The sequence below is a fragment of the Gluconobacter kondonii genome, assembly GCF_002723995.1.
GTDB classification, from domain to species: domain Bacteria; phylum Pseudomonadota; class Alphaproteobacteria; order Acetobacterales; family Acetobacteraceae; genus Gluconobacter; species Gluconobacter kondonii.
In genome coordinates, this window is sequence record NZ_BEWP01000016.1 from 1 (window position 1) to 16,663 (window position 16,663).

General features: G+C 60.4%; 17 protein-coding genes and 1 pseudogene. 3 read left to right on the forward strand and 15 right to left on the reverse strand.

What is annotated here, in order from left to right; all coding sequences use genetic code 11:
* A partial coding sequence (locus tag GKO01_RS12880; RefSeq protein ID WP_244901467.1) for a thiamine pyrophosphate-dependent enzyme occupies positions 1 to 517 on the forward strand: 517 nt, incomplete at its 5' end.
* Positions 518 to 551: 34 nt separating this feature from the next.
* Here the strand turns inward: GKO01_RS12880 and GKO01_RS12885 are convergent.
* The 9 genes from GKO01_RS12885 to GKO01_RS12925 are packed head-to-tail and all read right to left on the reverse strand — an operon-like array spanning position 552 to position 8,233.
* Entirely contained in the window at positions 552 to 2,867 is a 2,316-nt protein-coding gene (locus GKO01_RS12885; RefSeq protein WP_099287380.1) for a type IV secretory system conjugative DNA transfer family protein, read from the reverse strand.
* Positions 2,868 to 2,871: 4 nt separating this feature from the next.
* Positions 2,872 to 3,312 carry a hypothetical protein gene (locus GKO01_RS12890; protein ID WP_099287381.1) on the reverse strand — a complete coding sequence of 147 codons (441 nt, stop codon included), beginning with the start codon at positions 3,310 to 3,312 and terminating at the stop codon, positions 2,872 to 2,874.
* A gap of 11 nt (positions 3,313 to 3,323) precedes the next feature.
* Complete coding sequence (locus GKO01_RS12895) at positions 3,324 to 4,472, reverse strand: secretion/conjugation apparatus DotM-related subunit (protein ID WP_099287382.1); 1,149 nt, start codon at positions 4,470 to 4,472, stop codon at positions 3,324 to 3,326.
* Complete coding sequence (locus GKO01_RS12900; protein WP_099287383.1) at positions 4,469 to 4,966, reverse strand: lytic transglycosylase domain-containing protein; 498 nt, start codon at positions 4,964 to 4,966, stop codon at positions 4,469 to 4,471. The genes GKO01_RS12895 and GKO01_RS12900 overlap by 4 nt, the downstream gene beginning before the upstream one ends.
* The gene (locus GKO01_RS12905; RefSeq protein WP_077804194.1) at positions 4,963 to 5,382 is read right to left on the reverse strand and encodes a hypothetical protein; all 420 of its coding nucleotides are present in this window, start codon (positions 5,380 to 5,382) and stop codon (positions 4,963 to 4,965) included. Before GKO01_RS12905 ends, GKO01_RS12900 begins: the two co-directional genes overlap by 4 nt.
* The gene (icmT, locus tag GKO01_RS12910; protein WP_064273037.1) at positions 5,379 to 5,627 is read right to left on the reverse strand and encodes an IcmT/TraK family protein; all 249 of its coding nucleotides are present in this window, start codon (positions 5,625 to 5,627) and stop codon (positions 5,379 to 5,381) included. The genes GKO01_RS12905 and icmT overlap by 4 nt, the downstream gene beginning before the upstream one ends.
* Complete coding sequence (locus GKO01_RS12915) at positions 5,627 to 6,793, reverse strand: type IV pilus twitching motility protein PilT (protein ID WP_099287384.1); 1,167 nt, start codon at positions 6,791 to 6,793, stop codon at positions 5,627 to 5,629. Before GKO01_RS12915 ends, icmT begins: the two co-directional genes overlap by 1 nt.
* Positions 6,790 to 7,788, reverse strand: coding sequence for a type IV secretory system conjugative DNA transfer family protein (locus tag GKO01_RS12920; RefSeq protein WP_099287385.1), 999 nt, complete (start codon positions 7,786 to 7,788; stop codon positions 6,790 to 6,792). The genes GKO01_RS12915 and GKO01_RS12920 overlap by 4 nt, the downstream gene beginning before the upstream one ends.
* Positions 7,781 to 8,233 carry a DotD/TraH family lipoprotein gene (locus GKO01_RS12925; protein WP_099287386.1) on the reverse strand — a complete coding sequence of 151 codons (453 nt, stop codon included), beginning with the start codon at positions 8,231 to 8,233 and terminating at the stop codon, positions 7,781 to 7,783. The genes GKO01_RS12920 and GKO01_RS12925 overlap by 8 nt, the downstream gene beginning before the upstream one ends.
* A gap of 217 nt (positions 8,234 to 8,450) precedes the next feature.
* On the opposite strand from GKO01_RS12925, the gene GKO01_RS12930 reads away from it, so the two are divergent.
* Positions 8,451 to 8,879 (forward strand): hypothetical protein, encoded by a 429-nt coding sequence (locus tag GKO01_RS12930; protein WP_099287387.1) that lies wholly within the window; start codon positions 8,451 to 8,453, stop codon positions 8,877 to 8,879.
* Between the two features lie 225 nt (positions 8,880 to 9,104).
* Here GKO01_RS12930 and GKO01_RS12935 read toward each other — a convergent pair whose 3' ends face one another.
* Positions 9,105 to 9,701, reverse strand: coding sequence for a recombinase family protein (locus GKO01_RS12935; RefSeq protein ID WP_029329811.1), 597 nt, complete (start codon positions 9,699 to 9,701; stop codon positions 9,105 to 9,107).
* A 156-nt stretch (positions 9,702 to 9,857) separates the two neighbouring features.
* Here GKO01_RS12935 and GKO01_RS12940 point away from each other — a divergent pair.
* Positions 9,858 to 12,815 (forward strand): annotated as a pseudogene (locus GKO01_RS12940) (Tn3 family transposase).
* A gap of 141 nt (positions 12,816 to 12,956) precedes the next feature.
* Here GKO01_RS12940 and GKO01_RS12945 read toward each other — a convergent pair.
* The 5 genes from GKO01_RS12945 to GKO01_RS12965 all read right to left on the reverse strand — a co-directional run bounded on the left by GKO01_RS12945 (position 12,957) and on the right by GKO01_RS12965 (position 16,640).
* A complete protein-coding gene (locus tag GKO01_RS12945; protein ID WP_174694298.1) occupies positions 12,957 to 13,673 on the reverse strand; it encodes a thioredoxin domain-containing protein in 717 nt (238 codons plus the stop codon).
* A 58-nt stretch (positions 13,674 to 13,731) separates the two neighbouring features.
* Entirely contained in the window at positions 13,732 to 14,061 is a 330-nt protein-coding gene (trxA, locus tag GKO01_RS12950) for a thioredoxin (RefSeq protein WP_011657217.1), read from the reverse strand.
* 42 nt (positions 14,062 to 14,103) lie between these two features.
* A complete protein-coding gene (locus GKO01_RS12955; RefSeq protein ID WP_167383483.1) occupies positions 14,104 to 15,225 on the reverse strand; it encodes an alkene reductase in 1,122 nt (373 codons plus the stop codon).
* Positions 15,226 to 15,302: 77 nt separating this feature from the next.
* Entirely contained in the window at positions 15,303 to 15,863 is a 561-nt protein-coding gene (locus tag GKO01_RS12960) for an OsmC family protein (protein WP_086613897.1), read from the reverse strand.
* A gap of 102 nt (positions 15,864 to 15,965) precedes the next feature.
* Entirely contained in the window at positions 15,966 to 16,640 is a 675-nt protein-coding gene (locus GKO01_RS12965) for a DsbA family oxidoreductase (protein ID WP_086613898.1), read from the reverse strand.
* Positions 16,641 to 16,663: the final 23 nt, after the last annotated feature.

Sequence of the window (16,663 nt, forward strand, 5' to 3'; positions counted from 1 at the left end):
GAACCTTGCATATTCCGTGGCCGATAGTCCTAGATCATTTTATCTTCTTGGGTCGATGGGTATGACAATTCCCGTCGGGTTAGGTGTAGCTACTGCGAGTGGTTTGCGTACTCTCGTATTTGAAGGCGACGGCGGCCTTCTCATGAATCTGGGAGGACTAGCATCTGTCGCGAAATTTGGACCAGATAATCTATCAATCGTAATAGTAGATAACGGAGCATACGTATCTACCGGATGTCAGGAAGTTAACTTGTCGTCTACTCAGGGCATTGAGCACATCGCTCGGTCATGCGGCTTGGTTAACGTTTGTACATTTGACACAGGGAGTGTCGAAAACGACATTTTAAACTGGGTAGGGCGAGCAGGCTTGCGTCTTGCCGTTTTGAAGACGCAAGCTAAGAAGATAGATGCTCCTTTTGTACCTTTGGCTCCTGAAAAAATGACGGCCCGGTTTATCGCTTCCTGCGAGCAGGCGAGGCCGCTAAACCCCGATCGCGACGGGGAGGACGCCAACTAGCTCACTGTATCCCGTACCTATCTACGATAACTGCTCACGCGTGCAGGCTGCCCACCAATTTGCGGAAGGCTGCCAGAATCTCTTTTTCATTTCCTCCCTTTGCTCCGGGTGTATTGGCAGGGACCGAACGGAGCTGATCGCGCGTCGCCAGAACCAGCACAGCACGACGACGAGGCGTCCGGCCTGTCCTGCTGCCAGCAAGACGCTCTAGTTGCTCTATCTGCCCCAGAAACGCCCCGTCCATGGGCTGCGCAGGCACAAGGCTTTCATCCTTGTTGTCGTCGCGCTGGAAGCGGCCCCAGGCCAGCATCCCCGCGAACGGCGTGTTGCCTTCTCCACGACCGTGAGCCGTGGTGGCCCTCAGGAACGCCGTCAGATCGGTCAGGCTTGTACTGACATCGCCCATGAGGGCTTTGCTGTCCCGGTGGTTTTCATTTGCGATCTTGCCGATCAGGGCTTTGACCGCTGCTGGGATGGCCGAGCTGGCGGTCTCGATCTGGAAGTCGCCGTTTTCCAGCGTTTCGACAATGCCCCAGGTCTCGGCGTCCGGATCCACACCATGCCCGGCCTTGGGGGAGGGGAGCATGACCGGACGGGCGCGGCGGACTTCGCCGGAGCGTCCATTGATGTCGGCAAAGAACGTCTTGGAATGAATGACGCGGCCACCGAACATCGTCACGGCCTCACCTTCGATCAGGCTTTGCAGATCGTTCCAGGGCAGACGGGAAACCTCACGGACCTCAGCGCCTGAGCCGTTGTAATATCCGTAGCCATCATTCTCCACGCGGGTTGCCTGTGTGACTTCCACCTTGTCGGCCTGCTGTTCCAGCCACTCACGGGTCTTCATGGCATCCTGAAGCCGCAGTGCATGGGTCAGGTTCGCGTTGCCGAGAAGGGAGAAGGCCTTTTCGCCAATCCGGGCCGTCAGGCCGGGCAGATCCTGAAACGAGATCCAGAACATGCAGTTCAGGCCACGGCCCATGGCGAGCATCCGGTCCATGCCGTCCGTGACATAGGCGGCCAGCTCGTCAAAGAAGATCTGGAATGGCGCATCACCAGCTCCGGCCTTCAGCTTGAACACTTCGCTGGCAGAGCCATGCAGCTTTGCCCCGAGGAGCTGGGCCATGACACCGCGCAGTGAGGCCACGACGATCTTGCCCAGGCCCGCGAGACTGTCTGACGAGTTTTCCAGCGAGGGCAGGATGACGATCAGGATGCGGCGGTTCAGGACCACATCGCGCATGATGATGTCGGCCGTCTCGGCACTGAAGATATGCCCCAAACTCACGCCAAGCTGGGTAAAGACACGCGAGAAATACATCTTGGCATAGCCGTGCTGCTCTGACGGCTTGTTTTCCTTCTGGGCGTTCCACTCCAGAGATGAATCATAACCGGGCAGCTCGCCGAGATAGGCCTGAAGCGGCCACAGCACATCGTCCGGAATATCCTCGACCCTGCGCTCGATGGCCTGATTGGAACCGGGATTGCGAATGAGGAAAACCTTGTGCCGGGCGAGCGTCCCGATCCAGCGCAGATCGGTCGCATAGCGGATCGCGTCGATATTGATGGGGATGCCGTGGGTGTCGCGCATCCAGACGAGGGCCGGAACCACTGTGCCGATGAGGCCGACAGCGCGGTCGCGGAAGACGCCATTGGAATCATTGGCCGACTGTTCGCCAAGCTGGCTGACCAGCATTTCGCGAATGGCGTCCGCATTCCCGGTGGCAAACGGATTGAAGGTGTTGGAATCCCGTGTGCCCGATGCGGCGAGGAAGTTCAGCGCCAGCACTTGGTCATCGAGCCCAAACCGCCGTGCGAGGGCCAGCACATCGCCATAGACCGTGTTGTCGCCCTTGGCGTCCACGAGGATGCAGCCGGAACCGTGGGCCAGGGCGTTTGTCATCAGTGAGACAATGGCCGTCGTCTTGCCGGATCCGGTGGTGCCCGGAATGGCTGCGTGCTGACGGGCCGCGTCCGAGGACATCCAGAGCTGGCGGCGGGTCCGGGCTTCCGTGCCGAGATAGAGAATGCCGTTGGCCTGACGGGCCTTGCGATCCTTGGGGTTCAGATCGTTCGCATCCTTCAGCCCGCTATAGCGTGGCATGTGAAGCGGAAGACGCTCAGGACGGAGGACCACCCAGGCCGCGACGGCCGGGGCCGCGAGGATCAGCGCGCCATCTATAGCGGGCACGAACCAGCCCAGGCCGACCCCGACGAAGCCAAGCCATCCGGCCAGAGGGGAGCGCAGCTCTTCCTTCGTTTTCGTCCAGAACGGGCGGGTATCGCGGTATGTCTTTCCCCGCTCGACCTGCTGATGGCCAAGCGGTGCACCAATCTTTCGGGCCGTCATGGTTTCAGTTCTCCAGCCCGAATGGGGAACCGGCCTGTGCTGGCGCGGGTGCCGGGGACGGCATTTCCAGATGGGCGGGCTGATGCAGCGCCTTCAGGATCTGCTGTGGTGTCGTGGGTGCCGGAGCTTGCGGCTGAGTCTCCAGCGGGCCGCTGGAGGGCAACGGCGGAAGAGGTGCGGATTCCGGCATGGCAGGAGCCGACGCGTGCAGGCCGCCAAAAGTGTATAGCAGACCGGCACAAACGGCGGCTGTTGCGGCAACCGGCAGGAAGCGGCGGATCCGGCCAGGCGCGGTGGTCTGCGCTCCAGCCGGGGCGATCTCGGCCTGAGCGGCCGCGAGCGGTAGGGCCTGCGGAAAATGGAGATGGATCGGGGCCGTGTTTCCCTCCTCGATGTCGAGCGTGAGGGGAGCGTTCTGGCCGTGCTGGAGAATGATGCGGGTCATGAAACTGTCCTTCAGGCGGAGCGGAGCGTGGAGAGGGCGCGATCAAGCACCGGGATATAGAGGGGGCGACGCAGACGCTGTTCCTCGGACCAGTGGGCGCGGGCGCCAGCGGCTTCAATCCGGGGATTGGGATGCACGTCTTCGTTGGGGTTTTCACTGGGGTAGCCCAGAGAGTGCAGGGCGTACCAAAGCGGCCGGTCGATCAGCTTGACGATGGCAAAGGCGGGCGGCGCCAGCACGCCAGCCTCAAAGCGGGCATCGCACAGAAGCGTCATAAGGGCGGTTGTGGTCCACCCGTGACGGTTACAGCTCTGCGCGATCGTGGCCTGCACATCGGGATCTGCAAGGAAGTCCTGCGCGTTCTTCAGGACCTCTGCGGGCACCTTCAGGCTGACCTTCGGGCCGGTATCGCCATCAAGTCCTGCGTCAGCCAGACTTTCAGACAGTTGCCCGAGCAGGATCATGGCCTCATCGCGACGCTTGAGTTTGTGCAGCGCAAAGGCCGCAAAGAGCACCTGGGCCGCAGGTGGGGCCGCGCCCGGACCGGCCGTTGTGTAGTGCGGGCCGAGCTGACGCTCGAACGCTTCCTGCGCGCAGACCTCGCTGAAACTACCATCGGCGGCCGTGGCAAAGCGGCTGCGCCATTCGTCAGCCGTCAGGGCCGGGTCGGCCGGAAGAGGTGCCCCGTTAGAAGGCGCAACAAGCCGGGTGATGCGGCGCTTGGCGAACCCGCGCAGGGTCGGAAACATTTTTGCCTGCACGGCAATGAGGCCTTCGAGATCAAGGACAGCCCGCAGCGCCTTGTTCTCCCCGAAGAAGAGACACAGACCTGCGCAGATCCCCCCGACCAGGACTGCAACCCACCGGAGCTGCAGACCGACGATGGACAGGCCGTAATAGAGCTGGATCAGGCGAATGGACGCCGGATGGTGCAGGGCTTGGTGAAGCTGGAGGTTCAGACGCGCAAGGTCAGGCGTAGGCGACAGGATGCCGATCTGCCAGATCAGGGCCTTGCAGTAAAAACGGCTGATCTCGGTGTGGAAGGTTGACCAGACCATATAGGCCAGGACAACGCTGCCGAGCAGCGCAACACCGGCCAGCATCAGGGTGAGTTCTCCTGACGAGCGCGAGCCTGAGGACCGCGAAGCTGTGCCACTCATGCCGGGTCTCCTTGATGGCTGGTTCGGATCAGGGTCTGGGAAATCTCGTAAAAGCGCTTGAGATAGGCCGTGCCAAAGCGGGGCGTGTGGGAGTGATAGCCCGCGACGGCCTGCCAGAGATCGCCTCGGGCCTTGGTCATTTCCTGCCCGAGGATCCAGCCGCCCGCTTCGAGATTGGCGCAGGAATTGTTCCGCAAGGCCGCATAGGCACGGGACGGGGTGGTGTGCCAGTGCCGCGCGATCTCAGGGACGTGAATCGTATTGACCTGCATGGGGCCAAGATCGGACGTCCCGTTGGTATTCTGCACGGCCTGTCCGGGATGGCCGCCTTCGACATAGAGCAGGACCAGCATGACGCCTGCTGGCACATGCGCGTTATGGGCTGACTCTTTGAGGCAGGCTGTGATCTGGCGTCCGCCATCGTCCTCGGCCGAGGCAGCCGGGGCTGCGATGAGGGCCGCGAGGGCCAGCGGAAAGAAAATCCGGGTTTTCATGCGGCTTGCTCCTTCTGGACGGAGACCGGCTGAAGACGCGCCATGCTCGCCTGCCAGAGGCCGTTCAGATCGCACAGGTTGATCTGCCCGTTCTGAACCGGGAGGGCATCCAGCACGTCGAGCAGACAGAGCAGGACCGTCACGGCAGACTGCGCGTCATGGTCGAGGACGGTCACGCCGAGGGCGGCTTCAGGATCATCGACCAGCTTCAACCCAAAGCCGTGCCGGGTCATTTCAAACCAGAGCGCCTCGGCAGTAATCAGGAACGCTGGCAGGAAACCGCTGCTGGACGCCGCGACCGTACTGGCGCAGGGGGTTGAGTTGGTGGCATCGCTCAGAATGACGCCGAGGCCCTTGCGGTCGATGGCCCGGACCAGAACGTCCGACAGGAGCGTGACTGCAGGAGAGGGGGTCATCCGTAGCGCCTCCGCTTCCAGGTCGGCCGCCCGGACCGGACGGGGCCGGTGATGAGGCGACGGACAGTTCTGAGGGCAGCCGGCAGCGTCAGGCCAAAGAAGCTGATCGTTGCAAACAGGGCGGTGCCCAGAACGCCGATATACAGCGTCGTCCAGCTCCAGTACGTGACCGTTACAAGGAGCGGGAGACAGGCCCGGCCATCAAGGATAGCCAGACGGACAGGTTGTGCGGTTGCGCGCCACATCAGGCGTCTCTCCTCCAGGCATCGTTGGCCGTCTTTTCAGTAATCAGCCCCTCTTCCAGGGCTTTGCGGATGGCGACGGCGTAGCTCTGACCGTCGCTCTCGATGGCCTGCGCCACGAGGTCGGGCCAAAGCTCGCTTTCGGTTCGCATAAGCTGACGGCGCAGATCCTGATGAAAGGTCAGGAACTCGCGCACAGCCACACGGCCCCCGCCGACCCGCTCCAGAAGACGCTGGTTGATGACAAAGCGCAGAGACTGCGCCAGCGCGCTCACGAGGTTGTCGCGTTCAGCCCGTGGGCAGAGTGCAATGGCACGCTGGATCATGAGCGGGCCGTTATCGGCGTGAATGGTGGTCGAGAGCTTGCCGCCTGTAATGGCGCAGTTGATGGCCGCCTCCATGGTCGGGCCGTCACGACATTCGCCGAGAACCAGATCCGAGTTTTCACGGCGCATCGAGCCCTCGACAAACAGCGGTGGTGTCAGATTGGGCGGGCGGATCTCGGTCTGGGTGATCCGGTTGCCGTTCGGCGGCTTGAGGCTGTCGAAAAGGAACTCGATCGGCTGCTCGCCTGTGGAAATGTTGCACGAGACGGTCGGATCCATCAGCCGGTCATGGATCAGTCCGAACTGTAGTGTCGTCTTGCCCGATCCCGTCGCTCCTCCCGTGAGCACCATGCCGCTTCTGAGCAGGTTGGTGTCGCGGATCTCCTGCTCGACCCGCTGCTTATCCAGACTGTCCGGCAGGGTCGGGATGGGCCGGAAGACAAGATTCATGCCCGGGCCGCGCATGGTCTGTACGGGAAAGATATTGATCCGAAAGCGCAGGGACTCACGGCGGTTGAGCGTGACGCTATAGGCCGTATCGAGCTGAAGGCTGATCAGGACACGCGCCGAGCCGTCCGCCCCATAGACGTGATCCACGATCTGCTTGAGATCCAGCGATGTCGTGGGGTCCATGGTGGCGTAGCGGTTGCGGCCGTGAACCGTCAGCGTGGCGCGATGACCGGTCAGCAGGTCGATCCGCGACGCGCCGAGGCCGTGCGCCCATTTCAGGAAGTCATCGAGACCGGGGGCGTTCTTCCGCGCTTCGGCCACCCAGGGATATTCGCGCTTCGCCCGCTCGTGCGCCCAGGTGTCAGCGTCACGCAGTTTGAGGACGGCGCTCATCGGCAGTCCTCCGGATAGGCAACGCGGGTGCGGGCCTGAAGACCGGGCTGCCCGGTGATGCGGATCACGCGGTCGCCGAGATGCAGACTGTCCCCGCCGCCCACGGCCTGACGGTTCTCGAAGACCACGCGCGGCTCTTCGACACGACCGGCCCGCAGAAGCACGCGGTAGCGGGCCATGCCGGTGATGTCGCGCTGAAGTCGGGAGAGATCGGACAGGTAGATCTCATCCGCCACCTTTTCTCCGGAGGCCCAGCCTTCAGCGACCCAGTCATTCCAGTGCCGCACTTCCTTGTAGGTATGCGGCAGAGCGGATGAGGCCGGATGACGTGGCTTGTTCCAGGACCGCACGAGATAGGTGCGCCAGTTCGGTGCGGCAGAGGTGAGCTGCGCTTCACGGGTAATCTCGAAGACACAGCGGCTTTCATGGGCGATGGTGCCGGTGTCGTTCAGGGCGAAGGCCATCTGCGCCTGACTGACGATCGGCGGCTGCATGAGGGTCTGGCCATCACCGACCGGCAGGACGAAGGGACGGAAATCGAACGTGGTGTCGAGGATGGGCTCGTTGTGGCGGAGCATTTCGTTGATGGCGAAAGACCGTGCGGCCTGTCCGCCCTGTGCCCCGTAGGTCAGCGCTGCCTGACGGATCTGCTCGCGTCGGCCCGGCTTGAGGTCGTCGCCGGCTTCATCGTTTGGTCGCGCGTCCTGCAAGGCTTCGAGAGACGGTGGGGCCTCACCGCCTGTGATGCGGTCGAGCTGAAGCGCGCCCGTGACCGGGGTGTTGGCAGGATTGCCGAGGGCTTCATCGTTGGCGTTGACCTGATCCGCGCCCGGTTCAGGCGGGTTGGGCATGGACACGAGCGTTCCGCTCCGGGCTGGCGGAGGAAGAGAGCTTGTGGACGGCATGATGCTGCCGTTGTCGGCCGCACCTGCGAGGGACGGGAATGCGAGGAAGGCAGCCGTTGCGAGGCCGCAGAGCAGGGCGCGATCAGCCATGGTACGTCACCGAGATTGCGTGGGAGAGGGGATCGACAGAGACGGTGGCCTGATCTCCTGCCTGCTCGCCAAGCGTGCGCAGGTGGTCAATCACAGGAGCCACGGCATTGATCTGGACAATGACCTTCCGGTGGGGGCCGAATGCGGTCACGCTGTAGCCGATGTCTTTGCCGAGCTTGCGGACCGCAGGCTCAAGCGGGCCTTGCCAGACAAACCAGACCTGACGCTTGAGGTCAGCGGGCAGGCCGGGGTCCGGGGTCATGGGAGGCGCGGCCGGCCGCAACGTGCCGAGCTGGGCCAGATCCGCGTCGGTTGTGGCAATGGCGCGTTGCAGCGCAAGTTCGGGATTGGCCATGCCTGTTGTCGCCACAGGCTCGGGCGGTTTGGTGGCGCAGGCCGAGAGGGCCAGCAGAAGAACAGGTGTCAGAAGGTAGTGGTGTCGCATGGATCCCTCCAGATGTTGGAAGGATCATCGCGGCTCAATCTGCGACTTAGACGGAAAAAAGTAGCCGAAGATAAAGGGACTGCGCAGCCAGGTTAGGGTGGCTTTACGCAAATTTTCAGCAAAAAAACGGTTCGAAATAACGTGCTATATCTATCCGTGCACTCGTGGGAGTGCATGGCCTCACCCTACATTCGTTCATCTTTTGACGAGACGTGCCATGCAAGAGCTAGAAATCAAGATCAAGTTGAAAATTGCAGTAGAGGTGGAGGCTGGTTCCCAAAAACAGTCGATTGTCCCAGCTCGTTCGATTGAGGGGGCGCATGAATGTAATGTTGTCCTCACATCAAGCGAAGAAGAAGCCGCGCGGAAGAGTAGGTACAAAAAACCGGACAAAAAATTCGTGATGTTTTTTGTCCCATATATAGTCGGTGCGGTCTTATTTTTATTGCTAATCGCACTAAATATCGTTGAGTGGGACTGGAAATACAAGGCAGAGATATTTTTAGTTTCGGCCACAGTTGCTTTGGTGCAAGCCTTTGGAAGGGAGTCCTTACTAACTGGAGTGAAGCAGCCGAAACGTATTCGCAAAAAGGTGTGGATGAAAGGAAGTCTTTTTGCGATGGGATTGCAATGGTTTCTGGATTGATAGCGATACTATCCGTCCTTTCCAGTACAATTTCTTCTCACAAAGTCTCAGTGAATGTTGATGACTTGAAACATTCACAAGCCGCTACTGCAAAATTACTCTGCAATCTTTACGCTGAGCAGGGGAAGCCTTGCGAGCTGCCTCGTATGCAGCCGAAGAATTAGGTAGCAGGATGGTCTTCTGAAGGAGATGGGGTCACGACACGAAAGTGTACTTTACGTACGCTTAGAGTGAACCCAACAAGAACGTTGAGGCTGTTCTGCTGAGAGTTCGATAGACAGTTGGCCGAGAAATAGAAAACAGTTCTGAAAGATCGCTGATGGAGTAATCGCCGGTATCATACATCCGGCGAAGCTCTTTTTGCTGACGTTCAGAAAGCTTGGGTTTCTTTCCGCGTAGTTTACCTTTGTCGCGTGCAACGGCCATCCCTTCACGAGTACGCATCCGGATCAGATCGGCTTCAAACTCCGCGAAAGTCGCAAGGATGTTGAAGAACAACTTGCCCATTGGATCAGACGGATCGTGAATACTGTTCCCAAGTTGAAGCTTCACGCCACGGGATGCCAGGCTGTCGCCAATAAGCCGTGCATCAGGGACAGAGCGGGCCAGTCGATCAAGCTTTGGTACGACCAAAGTATCGCCACTACGAACAGCCGCCAGTGCCTGGTCAAGGCCGGCCCTTTCCCGGTTCGTGCCGGTGAAGCCCTTGTCGGTGTAAATACGATCGGCAGAAACACCGAGTTTGAGCAGTTCCTGATGCTGGGCCGCGAGATCCTGTTTGTCCGTCGAGCAGCGGGCATAGCCGATCATTATGTGTGTCATACGGGAAAGTGTAACGTATAAGGCCCCATGACTGCAAAACATATGGTACCACCTTTATGAGACACAGCACACGGCTGTATTCCATGACGTGTTGCACTTGTCCGGGACAGTCCGTCCAACGATCCCCTTCCGGACACATGAAGGAGACATCCGATCATGGCGCGGCGCCGTCTTCTGACCCGTGAAGCTCTCGCCCGACATTACGAGCCTTCTGTCGATGATCGCGAGATCACGAGACATTTTACACTCAGCCAGGATGACTTCAATCTGATCGCAACCCGCCGCGGAGAAACCTCCCGATTGGGTTTCACGATGGTCATGCTCTACATGCGCTGGCCGGGACGGGTGCTGGAATCTGGTGAAACACCACCGGCTCCCATTCTGTCATTTGTTGCGCGGCAGCTCGACCTGTCCCCTGGGCTCTGGTCCCATTACGGACGTCGTGACGAAACCCGTCGATCCCATCTGGCCCACCTGATGAAGCGTTATGGCTACCGAACCTTCGATCGGTCGGCATTTCATGACATGACCGGTTTCGCGATGCCAATTGCACATCATGTGACCCAGCCATCCCGCATGGCTGCGATCCTGATTGACGAGATGCGTCGCCGAAGCATTCTCCTGCCGTCGGTCACTGTCATTGAAGCCTTGGTGCGCCGTGCTCGCCAGCAGGCCGATCACCTTGTCCATGACGTCCTTGCAGGGGATCTGCCGTCGGAAACCCGTTGTCGTTTGGACAAAATGCTGGAGCGTCGTGGCGATCGCAGTGCCTCCTCGCTCTCGTGGCTGCGTAACCCGCCCCTGTCACCAGCCGCGCGCAATATCCTGCGATTGCTGGAACGCCTGGAGTATGTACGATCCCTGAACCTCGACAGCGCTCGCGCCACGACCATACCGCGTGTGGCCTTTGACCGTTTGAGCGAAGAAGCTGCCCGGATTACGCCCCAGCATCTGGCCGAGCTTCGGTCATCCCGTCGTTACGCCATTCTGGTGGCAGCCGGGGTCCGACTTGAGGAGGTTCTAACCGACGCGACCCTCACAATGATGGACAAACTCCTCGGAAGCATGATGCGCCGTGCCGAACACCGGATCCGTGACAAAGCGATTGTCACCATGCGATCGTTGCAGGCCCAGCTTCGTCTGCTGACAACCTCCTGCCGTCATCTGATTGAGGCGCGTGATCAGGGCGTTGATTCACTGTCTGCCATTACGGGAATTGACTGGCCCCGCCTCCAGGACGCCATCGGCAGGGCTGAAACCCTGACAGCTCCAGAGACCATTGATCGCACGGCCGAACTGATCAACCGGCATCGCTCTCTTCGTCCTGCCATTGGTCCATTCCTGAACGCGTTCCAGTTTCAGGGTGGTCGCACGGTACAGGGATTACTGAAGGCGGTGCAGATCATTGGAGACCTCTATCGGACCGGTAAACGCCGCTTGCCTGACTCCTGTCCGATCCGTTTCATTCCGCCTTCCTGGCACAGCTTTGTCAGGCCAGAGGGAACAGTCATACGACAGGCTTACGAACTCTGTGTTCTGACCCAGCTGCGCGAGCGTCTGCGTTCCGGAGACATCTGAGTAACGGAAAGTCGCCAATACCGCGCATTCGACACCTACCTTCTTCCGGAAGCCACGTTTGCAGCGATGCGCGCGCAAGGACCGTTGCCTCTGGCGATCAATGCTACGGCTGACACGTTCCTTTCTCAACGGCGTGCAGTGCTGGAAACCGCGCTGAACCGGGTGACGGCTCTTGCCAGGAAGGGCGAGTTGTCACAGGTCCGGCTTGATGCACATGGTCTTGTGATTTCGCCTCTGAAAGCAATTACACCCCCTGCTGTGGAAGAGTTGAGGCGGGCGGCTTACGACCGGCTGCCACGGATCAAGATTACTGATCTTCTGCTGGAAGTGGACCGCTGGATCAGCTTCACCGACTGCTTTACCCATCGCCGTTCCAGCCGTGTCGCGGATGACAAAAACGCCCTGCTGACGGTGATCCTGGCGGATGGGATTAATCTTGGTCTGACACGCATGGCCGACACCTGTCAGGGTGCCACCCTGCGCCAGTTGGCGCATCTGCATGACTGGCATATCAGCGAGGCCGGATACGCCGAAGCCCTTGGCCGTATGGTTGCAGCCCATCGTGGGCTGCCGCTGGCGTCACTCTGGGGAGACGGCACATCGTCCTCAAGTGATGGTCAATTGTTTCATGCAGGTGGCAGAGGCGCTGCGATCAGCGATATCAATGCGCGCAATGGCAGTGAACCGGGCGTCAGTTTCTACACCCACATCTCCGATCAGTATGATCCGTTTTCGACCCGGGTGATTGCGGCGACGGCCGGTGAAGCACCCTATGTTCTGGATGGACTGCTTTATCATGCTAACGGACTTTCCATTGAAGAGCATTATACAGATACGGGTGGGGCATCGGATCATGTTTTCGGGCTGATGCCCTTCTTTGGTTATCGATTTGCGCCCAGGATACGGGATCTGAAAGAGCGGAAACTTCACCTTTTTCCGGGACAACACCCGGGCGAACTTCTGGGTGGGATGGCCGGTGACCTGATCAATACCAACCATATTGTGGAACACTGGGACGACCTGCTGCGTCTCGTCACATCTATTCGGAGTGGAACCGTGACCGCTTCGGCCATGCTGCGCAAACTCGGATCTTATCCCCGTCAGAATGGTCTGGCTGTTGCCTTGCGTGAAGTTGGCCGGATCGAGCGGTCGGTTTTCATGCTCGACTGGATACAGGATCTGGATTTGCGCAGGCGAACCCAGGCAGGGCTCAACATGGGAGAAGCCCGGAATGCGCTGGCTCGGGCGCTCTTCTTCAATCAGCTTGGCGAACTGCGGGATCGGCGTTTTGAAAATCAGGCCTATCGGGCGTCAGGTCTGAACCTGCTGGTGGCAGCGGTCATCCTATGGAATACGCGCTATCTTCAGTCCGCCATCACGACGCTCGGTATTTCAGATGACCTGGCCCGGCATATCGCACCCCTCGGCTGGGAGCATATTTCTCTGACAGGCGACTATCGCTGGAATGTCGATGAGCAGCCCGAAGCTGGCGCGTTACGGCCGCTTCGGGTACCTGCGTCCCTACTTGTTGCGTGAACCTCAATGTGGCCAGTTCTACAGGTGTTCACTCCAAGCGTACGTAAAATACACTTTCGTGTCGTGACCCCTATTACACACCTCACGCTCGCATGTGTGAGGAACATGCCGTCCGGAGCCTTGGCCGCGAGTGATCGTTGCTTAGGAACCAGGCACGCAGTCCAAGCAACTCTCGGGCGCCTGGGGCGGTAGAACCAGCTTTCGCTGTAGGTGCCTCAAGGCGGTGCGGACGCCTTCCTCGATGACGGGGTGATAGAAGGGGCTGTCGATCATCTGCTGGACGGTATCTCGTCGCTGGACGCTCCATGACAGCAGGTGACCAATGTGCTCGGCAGCCGGCCCCACCATTTCCGCGCCTAGGAAAATCCCGGTAGCCGTGTCGGCGTAGACGCGGATCATGCCGCGGTTCTCCAGCATCACCCGGCTTCGGCCCTGGTCGGCGAAGGAGGCCTCACCGACCTCAAATGCCGGGCCGCCCGCCTTCAGCTGCTGGAACGTGGCCCCAACCATGGCGATCTGCGGGTCGGAGAACACGATGCCAAGCGGCGCTCTGCGGGGACGAGGCCTCACAATTGGGTGACGGCCCGCGTTGTCACCTGCGATACGACCATCGTCGGCGGCTTCATGAAGAATCTCCGTCATACCGTTGGCATCGCCATTCACCTTGAGAAATCGAACCTGGTCGCCCATGGCTGCAGCTGCAGCATCAAAGGCCGGCCCCATGGTTTTGCATGGAGGGCACCAGGGAGCACCGATGTAAAGCAGGAGCGGATCTGTGGTGGAGCGGGCCAGGCGATTGAACTCGGTGGCGTCCAGCTCTTCCACTTTCCCGGCCCAAGCAGGCACGGACATGTTCATCGCTGTATCCCTTCGCTTGGGCGGCCGACCCCATCGAGGCCGGCCGCTTGGTGGTGACCTACTCGCCCTTTACGAACGGCGCGATCTGCGCCTGCAGCGCCTGCTTGGGCATGGCGCCAACAATCTCCTTGGCGACTTTTCCGTCCACGAAGACTTTCAACGTAGGGATGGATCGCACCCCAAAGCGCTGAGCCAATTCAGGGTTCTGATCGATATCGACCTTGATCACCTGGAGCTTCCCTTCGAGCTCGTTGGATATCTCCTCTAGGGAGGGAGCAATAGCCCGGCAAGGCGGGCACCACGGTGCCCAGAAGTCCACCAGAACCGGTGTCTTGCTCTGGATAACGTCGTCCTCGAAATCGAAGGTCGTTGTGCTGCGAGTAGCCATGTCAAAACCCCATCTTTAGGGCGCGTGTGCGCCGATGATTGGTCAGCCGATTGCGGCGCGACTGCCGCCGGCATCGTAGGTCGGGTAGTCCGTATAGCCCTTGGCGCCAATGACGCCGTAGAACGTCGAGCGGTCCGGCTCCGCCAGCGGCCAGCCATTCTTCATCCGCTCCACCAGATCGGGGTTGGAGATGAAGTTGGTGCCAAACGCGATCAGATCGAGTTCGCCTTTGGCAAGCTCGGTCTCGGCCAGCTCCTGGGTGAAACCGCCCGCGCCGATCAGCGTGCCCTGGTAGGCCTTGCGGAAGGCCGCGCCAAAACCAGCTGGCGTACCGGCCGCCGAAATCGTGGTCTGGTAGTTCAGGTGCACGAACGCCAGCTTCCGTTCGTTCAGGGCCGCTGCCACACTCGCCCAGGTCTCCGCTTCGCCTTCGAAGGCCTCCATGTCGTAGATGCGGCCGAACGGCGAAACGCGCACGCCGACCTTCTCACCGCCGATTTCGGCGGCCAGGGCATCGATCGTTTCAAGCAGCAGACGCTGACGGTTCTCGATCGACCCACCGTACTGGTCGGTGCGGGTATTGAGCTTGCTGCTCAGGAACTGGTCGAACAGGAACGCATTGGCGGCCATCAGTTCGACGCCATCGAAACCAGCATCCATCGCCCGGCGTGCCGACGAGGCGAAGTCCTGGATGACACGCTTGACCTCATCGGTTGTCAGAGCGCGCGGCTTGCTCGGCAGCACGGGACCTTCCTTGCCGGGCTCGACCCATGCGTAGACCATCGTGGTGGTCGCTGGCACTTCGCCCGACGACACTGGCGCGACATTGCCGGGCTGCAGCGAGACGTGGGACAACCGGCCGACGTGCCACAGCTGGGCGAAGATCTTGCCGCCCTTGGCGTGGACCGCATCGGTGACCTTGCGCCAACCCTCAGTCTGCTCATCGGTATACAGGCCCGGGGTATAGAGGTAGCCACGACCTTCGTCGGAGACGGGCAGGCCTTCGGTGATGATCAGCCCCGCCGATGCACGCTGCGCGTAATACAGCGCAGTCAGATCGCTGGGGATGTTCTCGGGCGTGCGGGTACGGGTCATCGGGGCCATGACGACGCGGTTGGCCAACTGCAGGCCAGACAGATCGAAGGGGGTAAACAGCTTGCTCATGATGGGTCTCTCGATTGGGGGCGCGGCCCCGATACAGGGCCGCTGTTGCAAATGCAGTGGCAGGAACGGTTCCGGGCTTAGCCTTCCAGGACTTCCAGCTTGGGAACCATGCGGATTGCCTTGGAGAAGTTGGCGTAGTTCACCGAGGTCTTGGTCACGTTGCGGTGCAGCTCTTCCACCTGCTCGCGTGATCCATCGGTATGCAGCCGCACCACGTAGCTCACCTCGTCGTAGCCAGGGTTGACGCTCTCATCGAGGCCCAGGACGCCACGCAGGTCGAGCTCGCCATCGGTCTCGATTTCCAGGCTGTGGATGGTGATGCCCATTGCGGCAGCATTGACCGCATAGCCCACCGACAAGCAGGCGTTGAGGGCGGCCATCAGCAGTTCCTGGGGGTTGGGCGCGGTGTTCTGGCCAAGGAATTCCAGCGGTTCATCCGCCGCAATTTCAAAGTGGCGCTGGTATTCCTCGCCGCGGATCGCGTAGCGGCTCACGGTCGCCACGGTGCGGGTCTGGTTCTCCCACTTCGTCTTGACGTTGAAACGGGCACTGCGCTTTGCGGGCTCGGTGGTCGCGGCGACTTCCTGTGCAAACGTCTGCAGAGCAGCGACGTCGATACCGTTGAGTTTGTTGGTCATTTGAATGGTCCTTTCTAAATGCGCTTTCGGCGCGTGGAAGACCTGCGGAGGGGCGATGAGGCCGCTGCCTCAGATCCGGATTGGAATTTGGACTGGTTGGACTTAGTGGCAGCCGTCGATGCCGCAGCTCACGCCTTCGGTTTCGTCCAGAGCCACCGGAACATCGACTGCTGCGTCACGAAGCGCCTTTTCGAACACGACGGCCTCACGCGCTCCAGACAGGAATGTCTTGCCGTTGAGGAGGAACAGCGGCACGCCGTTGGCGATGCTGTTCGCCTCCACCTCGTCGCGAGCGATTTCGGAAGCGACCCGTACGCTGTCGAATTCGAGCGTGTCGGTCACGCCGACTTCTTTGGCCAACGAGGCGAGGACGCCCTGGTCAAAAATGTCGAGGCCGTCGGTCGTTACGGCCTTGTAAATCCGCTCACTCATCACCTGTGCGACAACCGGCGAGCTGATGCTCTTGACCAGTGCATGCGCGGCAGTGGTGTCGCCGAAACGCATGGTGTCGAAGTTGTAGACCAGCCCCTCGGCAAGACCTTGCCTACAGACCGCAGCCATCATCCGATCAACTCCAAGGGCACCGCCCAGCTTCTGGTAGAGCGCGGTCTGGTAGTCCATTGGCGCCATTCCCTTGGCCAAGCGATAGGCCTTGTTGGTGACGACGACTTCGACCTGACCGGCCAACGACGCCACGGCCTGCTCAAAGCGCCGCTTGGCAATCCAGCACCACGGGCACACGTAGTCAGACCAGATTTCGACATGAACCTTCTTCATCGTCTTCTCCTGCACCTGCGAAA